Here is a 14,858-nt window from a genome sequence, read left to right on the forward strand (position 1 = left end):
CAAAAGGTAAACGGAGTATGAATCAGCATAGTCCAGTCGGCATCGAAAAGGTAGAAGGTCCTTCCGTGCGTCCGTCCACGACGCGTCGGGCATTGGGCCCGGGTGAGCATCGCGTGCCACCATCATCAACGTGACGGACTTCAGCGCAACCCCAGCAACCGCCACCGGTCGACCGTCGGTGACCAGGGTCCCGGAGGGCCATCCCCGCCCGCTCGGAAGGCTCCTGTCGGTTCGCCGGCTCACCAGCCCGGTGGCCCGCGAGTCCCTGGCCATCTGGGTGGCCATCGCCGCCGGAGCCGCGGGAGCCGGCGTCGGGCTGCTGGTGTTCCTCGGGCGCCGTGCGCCGCTGTCCGGCGACTGGTCGGTGGGTACCGCGGCGGCCATCCTGACCGCCGTGGCCGCCGGGCTCGCCTGCCTGGTGGGGCTGGCTCGTTCCACCCGCACCACGCACCAGTGGATGACGCAGCGGCACTGGGGCTGGATGGTGGCGGACGCCGTCGGGCTGGTGGTGGTCCACGGGGCAATCGCGGTCATGGCCTGCCTGGCCTTGTTTCGCCTGTTCCAGGAGGCCTTCACCGGCCTGACCGTAGACGGCATCGCCTCTACGGTGTTGCTGACCCTTACCGGCACCGTGGCCGGCTATCTCGGGTTCAACTCCTCGGCGCGGATCTCCACCCGGTCCCTGTCCACCCTGCTGGCGCTGTTCATGGCCTCCGGGATGATCGTCTCCATGCTGCTGGCGGAGAACCCGTTCTGGTGGCACGCCTTCTTCTCCGAACTCGGCACCGGGCAGGCCGGGATCCTCTCTTTCTGGACGTTCAACACCACCCTCACGGTCTCCGGGCTGGTGCTGACCACCCTGTCCTCCTTCATCACCCAGGACCTGTTCACCTGGGCCCGGGCCCGGGTCCGGCTGGGCATCCGCAAGGCGAGGATCGGCGTGCTGCGCTGGTCCCTGTTCGTCATCGGCCTGTGCATGGTGGGCGCCGGGGTGGTCCCGATCAACTTCTCCGACCCGGTCCACTCCACATTCATCCGCCTACTCGGCGTGGTGTTCATCGTGCTGTTGGCCAGCATCCAACTCTGGCTCCCCGGTTTCCCGGCCGCCGTCTATGTGGGCACGTACCTCATGCTCGGCCTGGGCATCATCGCCACCCTGCTGTGGTTCCCGCTGCGGTACTACAACCTGACCGGTTTCGAACTCGCCATGGGTGGGGTGATCTACGCCTGGCTCGTGGTCTTCATCCGGAACCTCGATGCCGTGCTCACCGAGGCCGGTATGGGCGACCGGGCCCGGGATGCGGCCGTCCAGGAGGCCGTGGATGCTGTGGACGCGGCTCAGGAGACTGACGAGGTTGCTCGGCCAAGGCCCCAACGGCCCGCCACCGTTGCCGTCTCGGTCTCCACCGCATCCTTCACGACGCCGGCCCGGCAGCCGGGCGACCGGCCCGCCTACCGTGGGTGGACGGTTGGGCCAGGTGGGCCGGGCGGCCCCGGGGGACGGCGGTGACCGCCGCCGGCGACCGGCATGGTCGGAGCCGGTCCGGCGGACACCGCGCCACTCCGACCACCACGGAGGACCTGGCCCGGGAAGCCGTGGTGCTGGCCGGCGCGGGGGCGGCGATCCTGCTGCAGGTATCCCACCCGTCTGTGGGCGCTGGAGTCGCGAGGCACTCAGAGTTCGCGGCCGATCCCCTGAAACGTCTGCGCCACACCCTGCAGTTCGTCTATGCCGCCGTGCTCCCGGAGGCAGGGGCAGCGAGAGAGCGGGTCGCCGGCTGGGTGGGCGCTGCGCACGGACCGGTCCGCGGCACGGATGCCGCTGGACGTTCATACTCCGCCGCCGATCCGCAGGCCCAGCTCTGGGTCACGGCCACCCTCTACTGGGTGGCTGAGCAGGCGCGGTGGCGGATCTGGGGCGAATGGCCGGACACGCCCACCGAACGGCCCGCAGACCCTGCAGGCCCAGGAGGCGAGGCCGACGCGGTCTATCGCGACTACGCCGTCCTGGGGACTCTGCTGGGCATGCCCGCCGATCTCTGGCCCGAGGACCGGGCGGCCTTCGCACGGTACTGGGACGCCGCCGTCGGGAACCTGGAGGTGACGGATGACGCCCGGGAGATCTGCCGAGACCTGTTCGCCGCTGAGGCGGCGCCGTGGTGGCTCCGGCGGTTGATGCCGTTGGTGCGGTTCGTCTCGGCCGGCATGCTGCCCGTGCGGATCCGTCACGAGCTCGGCCTCGAATGGGATGGGGCCGACTCCCGGCGGGAGGATGCACTGTGGGGCCTGCTCCGGGCGGTGTACCCGAGGCTTCCCCTGCGCTGGCGTCAACTGCCCGCACGGTTGGTGGTGCGAACCCTGGGCTGACCCGACGCTGGCACAATGCTGGGATGACCACTCCACCGGCATCCGGGTCGTCGAGCCGTCCCTCGGCGGTCTCGTGGATCTACTTGGCGCTCTGCGTGGTCTTCGTGTCCCTCAACCTGCGGACCCTGTTCTCGAGCTTCTCGGCCATCCTCCCGGAGGTTGTCGCCGCCACCGGCCTGCCGGCCTGGGGCGCCACCCTGCTGACGACCGTTCCGGCCACCCTGCTCGGGGTCTTCGCGCCGCTCGCACCGGCCCTTGCCCGCCGCTTCGGAACATGGCAGGTCCTGGCCGGTGCGCTGGTGCTACTGACGCTCGGCCTGGTACTGCGCTCGCTCCCCGTTCCCGACGCCGTTGCGATGCTCGCCCTCCTGGCCGGCACCGTGGTCTCCGGAGCGGCGATCGCCCTGGCCAACGTGGTGCTCCCCAGCATCGTCAAACAGGATTTCGCCGCGCATCAGGGCCTGATGAGCGGGCTGTACACCACCGCGATCTGTGGTTCCGCGGCCTTCGGCGCCGGGTTGACGTTCCCCTTCTACGAGGCGGCGGGGGACTGGAACCTGGCCCTGGGCATCTGGGCTGTGCCCGTGGCGGTGGCCGCGGCACTGCTCATCCCCGTGATCCTGCGGCACCGCTCCTCCGCCCAGATCTCCACCTCGACCACGGGGCGCAGCCCGTTGACCTCACCGGTGGCGTGGCACATCACCGCCATGATGGTCTGCCAGGCCATGACCTCCTTCACCTGCTTCGCCTGGCTCGCTCCGATCCTGCGGGAACGGGGGATCGATGGCGGCCTGGCCGGCGGGATCGTGGCCTTCTCCATTGTCCTGCAGATGGCCGGATCGCTCCTGGGTCCGGTCTGGGCGACGCGGTTGCGCTCGCAGTCGTGGCTGAACGTGGCCGCCGCCGTGCTCACGGGCGGCGGATTCATCCTGGCCATCCACGGCCCGTTGCCCGGGATCTGGTGGTGGACCGGCATCCTCGGTGTGGGGCAGGGCGCCCTGACCGCGTTGGCCCTGACCATGATCACGCTGCGCAGCACCACGCCCCACATGGCGATCCGGGTCTCCGGCATGATGCAGGGCCTGGGCTATGGCCTGGGCTCGGCCGGAACCTTCATCACCGGCCAGATCTTCGCCACCACGGGATCCTTCGGGCCGGCGGCCTGGCTGTTCGCCGCCTCCGGACTCGGCGCCGCGGCCTCCGGCTGGCTCGCGGGCCGGGATCGGACGATCGCGGACTGAGCGGGACGCCTCGCTGCCCGATTCACTGGGGTTGGGCCGGGGCTGACCAGCGGACTGGGTGGCCGGCTGACCGGCCGGCTGGGCGTGGGCCCGCGTTGCGCAGGCTGCCCGGCGGGTCATGGTCGTTATCCTTCTTGATGACTCACAGGCCAATCCGCCTGTGGTGCCTGGGCAGGGGTTGGCCTGCGGAATTCCCGGACTCGTGTTGACGCGGGCACCGGGCGAAGGGAAACCACACCACGTGACCGTTCTTCTGAGTATCGTGCCGCGCGGCAAGGTGGCCAAGGCCGGCCTCCAGGCCGTCTGCGCCGCGGCCGTCGAGTCCTATACGCCCTTCCTGGGCCCCCGCTACGGGCAGGAGCCCGTGATCCACCGGTCCCTGTCCTCCGGTGCGATGCTGATCGAGTGGCCGGCATCAGCGGCGCGCCACACCCGCCGCATAGGCACTCGGTGGGCCTCGGCGACGTTCCCCGGCGTCGGAGACGAGCTGCTGCGTTCGTCCGGGCTCTTCGGCCGTCCGATGGAGATGCGCACGCCCGTGGGGGGCTCCTACATGGCACTCGCCGGAAACCGGCAGGAGATCTTCGCCTGGAACACGGTTCCGGCCCTCGAGGCCGTGCACTACGGCGAGAACGCCGATTACCTGTACGTCTCCAACCGCCCCCTCGCCATCGCCCTCGCCATGGCCGGCGGCGACGTCGACGCGGTCGAGACCAGTGACGACTACCTGGCCGAGGCCCTCAACTTCGGCTTCTCGATGTCCGGCCAGACCCCGTTCGCGGGCGTGACGACCATCCCCACGCGGAGTGCGGTGAAGATCTCCGGGGGACGGCTGGAGGTGGTGGACGGGCCCGCTCGGCCCCCGGCCGCAATCGCCCCGACCGAGGACCCGTTCAGCCCGGGTGTGGCCGAACTTGAGGCGGCGCTGAACAGTTCCACCGACCGTCTCCTGGCCGCCTTGCCCGAGAAGACCATCCAGCTACGTCTGAGCGGCGGCAAGGACAGCCGCCTGCTGCTGGGGCTCCTGCGGAACCGGGGCGTGAAGGACCTCCATGCGGTCACCCAAGGTAGCGAGTCCAGCGAAGAGGTGATGGTGGCCGCGCAGTTGGCCGAGATGACCGGCATCCAGCACTCCGTGGTCCGGCCGGCCATGAGTGTTCCCAGTAGCGTCATCGACTCCTTCACGCAGTCCCTCCGGGATGGCCAGGGATATTTCCTGTCCGAGGCCCTCGGCGCCCCCTATGCCTTCGCGGACCCCTTCGTGGTCGGGGAGGGCTATGCCTCCGGGCAATGGCCCACGTTCAAGGGTCTCTATCAGCGCAAGAAGAGCATCGTGCAGGAGGACCTGGACCACGAGTGGGCGGCGCACAATGCCCAGATCCTGACCCCGGAACTCAACGAGAAGACGGCGAAGGCGTTGCTGGACTGGGCGGAGTCCATGCCGGGCAGCACCCCGGCCGAGATCCTCTACGCCTACGGCAGGGACATCCGCGCCAGCCGGTACATGCAGGCCAGCACCGTGGTGGTGGACGCGTACTCCCAGGTGTTCTTCCCCTTCGCGGACTCCGAGGTCACCGCCGTCTCGGATGCCCTGGTTCCCTACCTGCGGTTCTCCCACATCGCCATGTTCCTGGTGATGCGCAAGGTGTGGAATGAGTCGCTGGCCGTCCCCTTCGCCCGCGGCGGCCGGTTCCGCTTCGAGCGGGACGGACCCTCCGAGAAGCTCAGCGGTCCGGACTTCGCCCAGCGCACGGCCGCCCCCGAACCCCGGCCGGTCACCGTGCTGGGCGCTGATCGGATGGCGGAGGTCCCGGACCGGGCGCTCGTCGAGGAGCCCCTGACGGCCAGTTCCCGCTACCTGCTGGAGTGCGCCGCCTGGCCGCGACTGGAACAGATCCTGAGCCCCGGCTTCGTGGCCCTGATCCGCAGGCTGGCCGCCATGGAGACAGAACACGAGGCGCTGATGACCCTGCGGACGGCGAAGGGCCGAGTCCATACCCGGGTCAACCTGGCACGCGCGATCCTGGCCGACCGTTGGCTGTCCCGGGAGTGGCTGCGTCCCTAGGATCGCCTCATCAGTCTCCTGTCCACCGATGGGACACTCATGGGAGAATGGCGGGGATGGCTGAGACTTCTCGTCCCCGCGGAGGGGACCACGGTACGGACCGCACTGACCGGACCCCGGCACGCCGGAAGGCGCCCCAGGCCCGGCACGCGGCTGGCCCCGCCGCCGATCCCTCGGACGCCCACCTGGAGCACGCACGGGATGGCAAGCTCAAGCTGAACCGCCCGAAGCGCGGCCTGATCGACGAGACCGAGGCCCAGCAGATCGCCGAGGACCGTGCCCGGCTGCAGCAGCAGGGGATCGGCGGGCCGCTGGACGGGCGGATGCTCTCCAATCCGGCCGCCACGGACGGGGACCGTCCTCAGGTCCGGCCTCAGGCCGAGGGCTGGAAGCAGCAGACCACCGAGGACGGCCGGCCGCTGCTGCAGTTCAAGCAACCCCGCGTGGCGCAGCCCAAGACCCACCTGGCGGATCTGACCCTCGCCGAGCGCCAGGCCAAGGTGGCGGAACTCGGATTGCCGGCGTTCCGCGCCAAGCAGCTCTCCACTCACTACTTCACCCACTTCACCTCCGATCCGGACCGGATGACGGACCTGCCGAAGGATGCCCGGGAGAAGCTCGTGGCGGAGATGATGCCACCGTTGCTGACGGAGGTCCGGCGCCTCACCACGGACAACGGGGACACCATCAAGTTCCTCTGGCGCCTGTTCGACGGAGCCCTCGTGGAATCGGTGCTCATGCGCTATCCGGGCCGGGTGACCCTGTGCGTGTCCAGCCAGGCCGGTTGCGGCATGAACTGCCCCTTCTGTGCCACGGGCCAGAACGGCCTGACCCGCAACATGTCCACGGCCGAGATCGTGGAGCAGGTGGTCCGCGCCAATGAGGTCATCGCCGAGGGAGCCCTGGGCGGGCTGCGCAAGGACGGCGGCCACAATGCCGAGCGCGTCACCAACATCGTGTTCATGGGCATGGGCGAGCCGCTGGCCAACTACAAGCGGGTCATCGCCTCGGTGCGCCGCATGGTGGATCCTGCTCCCGAGGGGCTTGGCATGTCCGCCCGCCACATCACCGTCTCCACGGTGGGTCTGGTGCCGGCCATCAACAGGCTGGCCGAGGAGGGCATCCCGGTCACCTTCGCCCTGTCCCTGCACGCCCCGGACGACGAGCTGCGGGACGAGCTCATCCCTGTCAACTCGCGGTGGAAGGCGGACGAGGCGATCGATGCGGCGTACAACTATTTCGTCAAGACCGGCCGGCGAGTGTCCATCGAGTACGCGCTGATCAAGGACATGAACGACCACGCCTGGCGCGCTGACCTGCTGGGCAAGAAGCTCAACGCCCGCGGCCGCGGCTGGGTGCACGTGAACCCGATCCCGCTGAACCCGACGCCGGGCTCGATCTGGACCTCGTCTGAACCGGACGTCACCGACGAGTTCATCAACCGCCTCGAGGCTGCCGGCATCCCCACCACCCTGCGGGACACCCGGGGCAAGGAGATCGACGGCGCCTGCGGGCAACTGGCAGCCGAGGGGGACGAGGAGCCGGACGGGGCCGTGACCGAGGCCGGTGGGCACACCGGCGCAGGGACCTCCGGCACGATCGACATCCGCGGATAGCGCCTCTGTAGGGCCTCAGGGGTCGCGCGGATCGGGCGGGGCTGCCGCGCCGCACCTTCTGGGCACAGCGCGGCAGCCTGCGCTGCTACCCGGCCGGCGACTGCCCCACCGCGATGGCTGACGAGCGGGAGATGACCACGGCGCCGGCGGTCAGCCCGATGACGGCGAGTACCGCGGCGATCACGAACGGGTCTCCGGCATGCAAGGCTGGGGCGAACCCGAGGCCTACGTAGATCGCCACGCCGGCTGCTCCGCCGAGCTGGTCTGCTGCTCGCTGGACGCCGGACGCGATCCCGGCGTCCTGGTCAGTGGTCCCGCTGACCGCGATGTACTGCAAACCCACGAGTCCGAAGCCCATGCCCGCTGCGATCAGCAGCATCGCCGGGAGGAGCCATGCCGCCCCGCCGCCCAGAACTGCTGCGAGCGCGATCACGGCCATGGCACCGGCAGCAGCCGCGAGCCCGACCAGCACGCACGCTCGTGCGCCCCAGCGTCCCAGCAACCGGGGCACAAGCACTGATGCCGCGATCAGCGCCACGGCCAGGGGCAACATCGTGAGGCCCGCCCCCAGCGGCCCGATACCGAGCCTGTCCTGCAGGTAGAACGTGAACAACAGGAACGACGTCGACAGCGCCCCGCTGAGCAGCATCGTCGTCAGGTTCGCCCGCAGCCGAGGGCGGTCCGCGAAGAACGTCATCGGAACCAGCGGGTTCCGCGACCTCGACTCGACCCGCACGAACCCGAGAGCCGCCATCACCGCGCCCATCAACGCAGCGACGCTCACCCACGGAGCTGTCCCAGGTTCCCCCGCCTCGACCGCGGCGTAGACGAACAGCAGCGGGCACGCCGTCAGCAGGAAGGAACCCGGAAGGTCCAGACGGACTCGCGCACGGGGCGCGGACCGGTCTGCCGGGACCAGGAGGAGCGCGGCCACGATCACGACCAGGATGAATGGCACCGAGATCAGGAAGATCCAGCGCCAGCCCAGATGAGCGGTGATGATTCCCGACAGGGCGAACCCGAGGACCAGGCCGCAGCTGGCCACGGCGGCCCACACGCTCAGGGCGCGTGACCGAAGCGGTCCCTCGGGGAACAGCAGCACGATGGTCGCCATCGCCGCAGGCAGCGCGACGGCCTCACCGGCTCCCTGGAGTAGGCGCGCGGCGACCAGGACAGGGAATGTGGGGGCCAGGCCGGCCAGCAGCGATGCCACGCCGAACAACGCCGTGCCGACCACCAGGGTGCGTCGGCGACCCAGCAGGTCACCGAGCCGGCCGCCGAGCATCAGCAGCCCGCCGCCGGTGACGGTGTAGCCGACCACGACCCAGGTCAGTGAGTGACCCTGGACGCCGAAGTCCGCGCCGATCGAGGGCAGGGCGATGTTGACCACGGTCACGTCGACCGCGATGAAGAACTGCAGCATGGACATCGCGCACAGTACGAGCCATGCGCGCGCAGGGGCGGGACCGAGCCCGCGGGTAGAAGGGGACATGCCTGAAAGCATCGATTGCTCCGTCGCTCTGGAGATTGACGAGCAGCACCAAGGGCCGCTCCGGATAGATCACGAAGCGACTGGACGTTCCAGGTGAGGTGTTGCTGTGAGCCGGACGTCCCGCCGCTAGCGGGACGTCCTGGTCGCTGCCGCGCAAGCGGCCGAGCATGAAGCGGCTGACATGCTGCACATGTTAGCAGCCGGAGCCTGTGCCCCTCTGCTGTGGGCCCTAAGCGCGGATCAGCCGCGCCAGATGCTGAACAGCCAACTGGTAGCCGTGCACCCCGGCTCCGGCGATGACCGCGTTGGCCACCTTGGAGACATAGGAGTGGTGCCGGAACTCCTCGCGCTGATGGATGTTGGTGACGTGCACCTCTACCAGCGGCAGACCGGCGGCCAGCAGCGCATCCATGATGGCGATGGACGTGGTGGTGTAGCCGGCGGGGTTCAGGATGATCCCGCTCGCCTCCACCCGGGCCTCCTGGATCCAATCCACGAGCGTGCCCTCGTGGTTGGACTGGCGGAAGTCCACGGTCAGGTCCTGCTCGGCGGCGGTCTCCTGACAGAGGACGTGCACGTCGGCCAGAGTGGTGGTGCCGTACTTGTCCGGCTCTCGTTGGCCCAACAGATTCAGGTTGGGGCCGTTCAGCACGAAGAGGGGCTTGGTCATGGTCACGACCCTAGCGCTTCGAGCCGTGGTGCAGGCCGGCCTGGATCTCCGCGTCGGACACCGGGTTGCCGAGCTCGCGCAACGGCGTCTTGTAGGTCTCACGGGTGGTCAGGGCCACGAGGGTCGCCAGGACGGTGGCTCCGGTGACGAGCCAGGCGGCCGGGCCCCAGTTCTCATAGTTGTTCCCCACCAGGGCGGTGGCGATCATCGGGGTGAAGCCGGAGACCAAGATGCCCACCTGGAGGCCCACGGCCACGCCGGAGTAACGCACCTTGACGTTGAACAGCTCGGAGAACCAGGCCGGGTAGACGGCGTTGGACATGGCGTAGGTGACGCCCAGGATGATCGTGGAGGTGACGAAGATCAGCGCGATGTTCGCGGTGGCGATCGCGTTGAAGTACACCCAGATCATCACGGCGGTGGTGGCGGTGCCGGCGATGAAGGTCGGTTTGCGGCCGATCCGGTCCGAGAGGTACGCGGCCGCCGGGGTGGTGAAGATGGCCACGATGTTGCCGACGATGGTCACCCACAGCATGGTGGAGGAGTCGATGCCCACAGACGTGGCGTAGGAGAGGCCGAAGGCCTGCATCAGGGTGTTGGTCACGACCTGCAGGGACAGGATGGAGATCTGCACGAACTGCACCGGGTGGGTCTTGAGCATGACCAGGAAGGGGGCCTTCTCCTGCTCGCCGGCGTCCTTGGTCTCCTGGAAGTCCTCGGGTTCGGCGAGCTGCCGGCGCACGAACCAGGCGACGGCGAGCACGAGGATGGACGCCAGGAACGGCAGGCGCCATCCCCAGCTGAGGCGGTCGGCCTCGTCCATGGCGGTGATCGGCAGGAAGGCCAGGGAGGCCAGGACGATGCCGGCGGCGATGCCGGAGATGGAGAACGACGGGAAGAACCCGCGCAGGCCGACGGGGGCCTCCTCGGTGCTCAATGCGGACGCGCCGGCGATCTCGGCACCGGCGGATAGGCCCTGGGCCAACCGCAGCACCACCAGCAGGATCGGGGCCCAGAGGCCGATCTGCTGGTAGGTGGGCAGCACACCGATGAGGAAAGTCGCCACGCCCATCAGCAGCAACGTGGCCAGCAGGATCGACTTGCGGCCGATCCGGTCGCCGAGGTGACCGAAGACGATGGCTCCGAACGGGCGGGCCACGTAGGCCACGCCCAGGGTGCCGAAGGACGCCACCATGGTCAGGGCGTCGCTGCCGGTGTCCGGGAAGAAGATGTGGGGGAAGACCAGAGAGGCCGCCGTGGCGTACACGAAGAAGTCGTAGTACTCGAGGGCGCCGCCGAGGAAGGCGGACCAGCCGGCCCGCTTGGCGCGGGCCATCCGGTATTCCTGCTGTTCCGGTGTCAGGGTCTCCAGGGCGCCGCTGGTGTCCTGCTGAAGGGTGGTGCTCATGTGTTCTCCCAGGGGGGACGTGGTCGTGGCCAGCCTCGGTTCCGGGGCCGCCTCCGCGAGTCCTGCTCGGGGCGGTCGAACCATCGGAACGAGGAGGTGGCCGATGACACTCGTTGCTGTGAACGCGGTCACGGTGCTTCAGAGAAGCCTTCCCCTCCCGCCCTGGCCCTGCCAAAACACAGCCCATTGAATGGGCTAGGCTTGTCGCTGTACTCAGGCGTCGACGTGGTGCCGATGTGTTCCCCTTGTTGACGAGAGGACGTGACGGTGGCGAACTCGAGGTCCGGTGAATCCGTTGTGTCCAGGGTGGCGCGCCTGCTGCAATGCTTCGACGCCGATCACGGTGAGCTCTCTGCTGCCGAGCTGGCCGAGCGGGCCGGGCTGTCCACGTCGACCACCCATCGGCTGGCCTCGGCCATGGCGGAGGACGGCCTGCTCTTCCGCACGGGCCGCGGCCGCTTCCGGATCGGCCTGGCCCTGTGGGAGGCGGGCCAGCGTGGCACTCGGTTCCAGGCCTTCTCCCAGGTGGCCCTGCCGTTCATGGAGGCCATCCACGTCACGCTGAAGCAGAACGTCAGTCTCTCCATCCTGGATGAGTCGACGGCGGAGATCGTCTACCTGGAGCGGCTCACCCACCGCGGGGCCCAGGAGGACCTGACCAAGGTGGCCCTGCGCCAACCGGCCCTTTCCGTCTCAGCCGGACTGGCCATGCTGGCCTTCTCGCCGGCGCCGGTGCAGGAGCGGATCCTGTCCATGCCCTGGGACCCCAGCGCGCTGCAGTCGGGAGTCACCGAGGGGCATATGAGGCGCCGGCTGGCCCAGGCCAGGGTGGACGGGTATGTCCATCTGCCCGGGGTGTTGGTGGGGTCGCTGGCTGGCCTCGCGGCGCCGATCCTGGACGCGCACCGGAAGGTGCTGGGCGCGCTCGCCATCGTGCAGACCATGGCGGACGTCAACCTCAAGGTGCAGGTGCCCGTGCTGCTCTCTGCCACTCGAGGGCTCTCGGGGATGGTCGGGAATCTGCCGCGCGACTGAGGCGGTCGAGGGGGCCGGGTTGGGGGTGCCGGTTCGGAGTTGAGGGTGAGCCCCGGGCATGAGTCGCGAACCCTGTGACACGCTTCACCGCATATCCTGTTCAATGGGACGCGTGGTGGCCTGCGAGGTGTGAAGCGGGTTACATGAGGGGTGACGCGGGGCGCCTGCGTTCCAACCCGCACCATCACGCACCCTTCAGAAAGTGGGTCACCCCCGATGCCAGCTGCCAACGGACGCCTGATCGGCCTGGCACCCCTGTCACTGCTCTCGGTGTCACCACCCGACCTCGTGCAGCACGCGGCCGAGGCAGGTTTCGATTTCGTGGGCGTCCGCGTACGTCCGGTGACTGCGGCCGAGAGGCCCTACGACATGCAGCCGGGATCCTCACTGCTGGCCGAGACGCTGACGCGGATGGCCGAGACGGGAGTGGGGGTCAAGGACATCGAATTCCTCCTGCTGGACGGCTCGGACCAGCGGGACGCCTGGATGCGGATGTTCGAGGCCGGTCAGGCACTCGGTGCCGAGTCGTTGACCGTGGCGTGCGGAGATCCGGACCTCTCGCGGGCCAGGGACACCCTGGCACAGATGGCCGAGGACGGGCGCGCCTTCGGGATCAGCCCCGCGCTGGAGCCCATCAGCTACCAGACGGTCGCCTCGATACCGATGGCGGACGAGTTCGCCGTGCACGCCGGGTGCGACATCCTGGTGGACACCTTGCATGTGGGCCGGTTCGAGGGAACCGCGGAGGAACTCTCCGCAGCCGCCTGCCGAGCACCGCTCGTGCAGCTCTGTGACGCCCCGGCCGAGCGGCCTGCCGACCGCGAGGGGCTTGTGGAGGAGTCCCGGTCTGCTCGTCTGGTCCCCGGCGAGGGCGGCCTGGAGCTGGCCGGAGTCCTGGCTGCACTGGAACTCGGGCTGGCGCAGACACCGCGGGCCGGCACCCAGCTGCCCGTCTCGCTGGAGGTCCCGAACGACGCCGCCGTCGCGCGCCTGGGAGCACAGGATTGGGCAGATCACCTGAAGTCGGCCGCCCTCGTGCTCCTCGGCGAGCGTGCGATGCGCTGATTTCCCCGCCGGCCGTCGTCCCGCATGGCCCGCGGCCGTCGACACCGACCGCCAGAAATCCGCAGCAAGAGAAGTGAGAACACTCCCATGCCCCAGACCGCAACCCCCTACCTCCTGTCCGAGGAAGAGGCCCTCACGCTGGACATCCCGGTGGAGGACATCGAGGTCCTGGTCGCCGGTTCCGGCGCCGGGGGGATGGCCGCGGCCGTGACGGCGGCGTATCACGGACTGTCGGTGATGGTCGCTGAGAAGGCACCCGTCTGTGGCGGCGCCACGAGCTGGTCCGGCGGATGGGCCTGGACTCCCGGGACCGCCTTGGCCCGCGCTGAGGGCGTGGACGAGGACCGCGAGCAGTTCCGCGACTACCTGCGGGCCGTGCTCGGCGATCGGTACACCGAGGCTGCCGGGGAGAAGATCGACGCCTTCCTCGAGGCGGTGCCCCACATGGTCGGGTTCTTCCACACCAAGACCTTCATGCGCTTCGTCACCGGTGCCAAGATCAACGACATCTACGGCCACCTGCCCGGCGCGGGCACCGGCAACCGCTCGGTGGGCCCGGCCCCCGTGCACGCCAAGGAGTTCGGACCGGCTCTGCTGAAGAAGATGCGCCGCCAGTACTACCCCACCTCCTTCTTCGGCATGGGCATCATGGCCGGCCAGGACCTCTCCACCTTCCTCAAGGCCTCCAAGCTCAAGCCAGAGGGCTGGATCCACTCGGTCAAGCGCGTGGTCCCGCACGTGCTGGACATGGTCACCCGGGGCCGGTCCATGCACCTGGTCAACGGCACGGCGCTGACCGGCCGCCTGATGAAGTCCGCCGACGATCTCGGGGTGGACATCCGGGTCAACGCCCCGGTCCAGGGCCTCGTCCGGTCTGCGGAAGGCCGCATCACCGGGGCCATCATTGGCTCTCCCGACGGCGGCCGGTACGTCCGCGCGCAGCGCGGCGTGGTCCTGGCGACCGGAGGATTTCCCCAGGACGTGGGCCGGCGTCGGGAGGTATTCCCCCGGACTCCGACGGGCAACGAGCACTGGACCCTGGCCCCCGAGGAGACCACCGGGGACGGACTGGACCTGGCGCTGGCCGCCGGCGGTGTGTTCGACGCGGACATGAAGGCACCAGCCGCATGGTGCCCCGTCTCCCTGGTGCCCTACCCGGGCAACCGGCACGGAGTGTTCCCGCACATCATGGACCGAGCCAAACCCGGATCCATCGGCGTGCTCCGGGACGGCCGGCGCTTCGTCAACGAGGCCAATGGCTACTACGACTATGTGGACGGGATGCTCGCGGCCACGCGGCAAGGCGACCCGGTGGAATCCTGGCAGATCGCCGACTCCACCGCCATCCGGCGTTACTCGCTGGGCTTCGCCAAGCCGATCCCGATGCCGCTGACCCCGTACCTGAAGACCGGCTACCTCGTGAAGGGGGACACGATCCAGGAGCTGGCCGAGAAGTGCGGGATCGATCCGGAGGGACTGGCCCGGACGGTGGCCGACTTCAACGCGGATGCCCGGCGCGGCAAGGACCCTGAGTTCTCCCGCGGCGCCACCGCGTTCAACCGCTACGGCGGTGACCCCGAGGTGGGCCCCAACCCGTCCCTGGCCCCGCTCGAGAAAGGGCCGTTCTATGCCGTCCACGTGCTCCCCGGCTCCTTCGGCACCTTCGCCGGGATCGCCGCGGACACCAAGGCACGGGTGGTGGACGCTGACGGTGCGCCCATCGAGGGCCTGTACACGGCGGGCAACGACCACGCCTCGATCATGCGCGGCTTCTACCCCGCCGGCGGCATCAACCTCGGCCCCGCCCTGACCTTCGGCTACCTGGCCGGCCGTCACCTGGCCGGTGCCACGGTCTACGAGGACGACGGGACGCAGGCCCCGGCCTGACAGGGCTACCGT

General features: G+C 69.3%; 11 protein-coding genes. 8 read left to right on the top strand and 3 right to left on the bottom strand.

Annotated features, from left to right (window positions below):
* The first annotated feature begins 130 nt into the window (after nt 1-130).
* The 5 genes from ABD134_RS09940 (at nt 131) to rlmN (ending at nt 7,289) form a co-directional block, all read left to right on the top strand.
* Nucleotides 131-1,510 (top strand): hypothetical protein, encoded by a 1,380-nt coding sequence (locus ABD134_RS09940; protein ID WP_344229069.1) that lies wholly within the window; start codon nt 131-133, stop codon nt 1,508-1,510.
* Nucleotides 1,507-2,367, top strand: a complete 861-nt coding sequence (locus tag ABD134_RS09945) for an oxygenase MpaB family protein (protein WP_344229071.1) — start codon at nt 1,507-1,509, stop codon at nt 2,365-2,367. The genes ABD134_RS09940 and ABD134_RS09945 overlap by 4 nt, the downstream gene beginning before the upstream one ends.
* 23 nt (nt 2,368-2,390) lie before the next feature.
* Entirely contained in the window at nt 2,391-3,608 is a 1,218-nt protein-coding gene (locus tag ABD134_RS09950) for an MFS transporter (protein WP_344229073.1), read from the top strand.
* A 241-nt stretch (nt 3,609-3,849) separates the two neighbouring features.
* Entirely contained in the window at nt 3,850-5,673 is a 1,824-nt protein-coding gene (locus ABD134_RS09955; protein ID WP_344229075.1) for a hypothetical protein, read from the top strand.
* Between the two features lie 323 nt (nt 5,674-5,996).
* Nucleotides 5,997-7,289 (top strand): dual-specificity RNA methyltransferase RlmN, encoded by a 1,293-nt coding sequence (gene rlmN, locus ABD134_RS09960; RefSeq protein ID WP_344230837.1) that lies wholly within the window; start codon nt 5,997-5,999, stop codon nt 7,287-7,289.
* Between the two features lie 85 nt (nt 7,290-7,374).
* Here the strand turns inward: rlmN and ABD134_RS09965 are convergent, their stop codons facing one another.
* The 3 genes from ABD134_RS09965 to ABD134_RS09975 form a co-directional block, all read right to left on the bottom strand.
* Nucleotides 7,375-8,781 (bottom strand): MFS transporter, encoded by a 1,407-nt coding sequence (locus ABD134_RS09965; protein WP_344229077.1) that lies wholly within the window; start codon nt 8,779-8,781, stop codon nt 7,375-7,377.
* Nucleotides 8,782-9,010: 229 nt separating this feature from the next.
* A complete protein-coding gene (gene aroQ, locus ABD134_RS09970; RefSeq protein WP_344229079.1) occupies nt 9,011-9,451 on the bottom strand; it encodes a type II 3-dehydroquinate dehydratase in 441 nt (146 codons plus the stop codon).
* 10 nt (nt 9,452-9,461) lie between these two features.
* Nucleotides 9,462-10,859: an MFS transporter gene (locus ABD134_RS09975; RefSeq protein WP_344229081.1), complete on the bottom strand. Its 1,398-nt coding sequence runs from the start codon at nt 10,857-10,859 to the stop codon at nt 9,462-9,464.
* Nucleotides 10,860-11,126: 267 nt separating this feature from the next.
* Between ABD134_RS09975 and ABD134_RS09980 the strand changes: the two genes are divergently transcribed.
* From ABD134_RS09980 to ABD134_RS09990, 3 genes are all read left to right on the top strand, one after another.
* The gene (locus ABD134_RS09980) at nt 11,127-11,894 is read left to right on the top strand and encodes an IclR family transcriptional regulator (protein ID WP_344229083.1); all 768 of its coding nucleotides are present in this window, start codon (nt 11,127-11,129) and stop codon (nt 11,892-11,894) included.
* 216 nt (nt 11,895-12,110) lie between these two features.
* The gene (locus ABD134_RS09985; RefSeq protein WP_344229085.1) at nt 12,111-12,959 is read left to right on the top strand and encodes a sugar phosphate isomerase/epimerase family protein; all 849 of its coding nucleotides are present in this window, start codon (nt 12,111-12,113) and stop codon (nt 12,957-12,959) included.
* Between the two features lie 87 nt (nt 12,960-13,046).
* Nucleotides 13,047-14,846: an FAD-dependent oxidoreductase gene (locus ABD134_RS09990; RefSeq protein WP_344229086.1), complete on the top strand. Its 1,800-nt coding sequence runs from the start codon at nt 13,047-13,049 to the stop codon at nt 14,844-14,846.
* Nucleotides 14,847-14,858 lie beyond the last annotated feature (12 nt).

It is taken from the genome of Citricoccus alkalitolerans (assembly GCF_039528175.1).
Lineage (GTDB): Bacteria > Actinomycetota > Actinomycetes > Actinomycetales > Micrococcaceae > Citricoccus > Citricoccus alkalitolerans.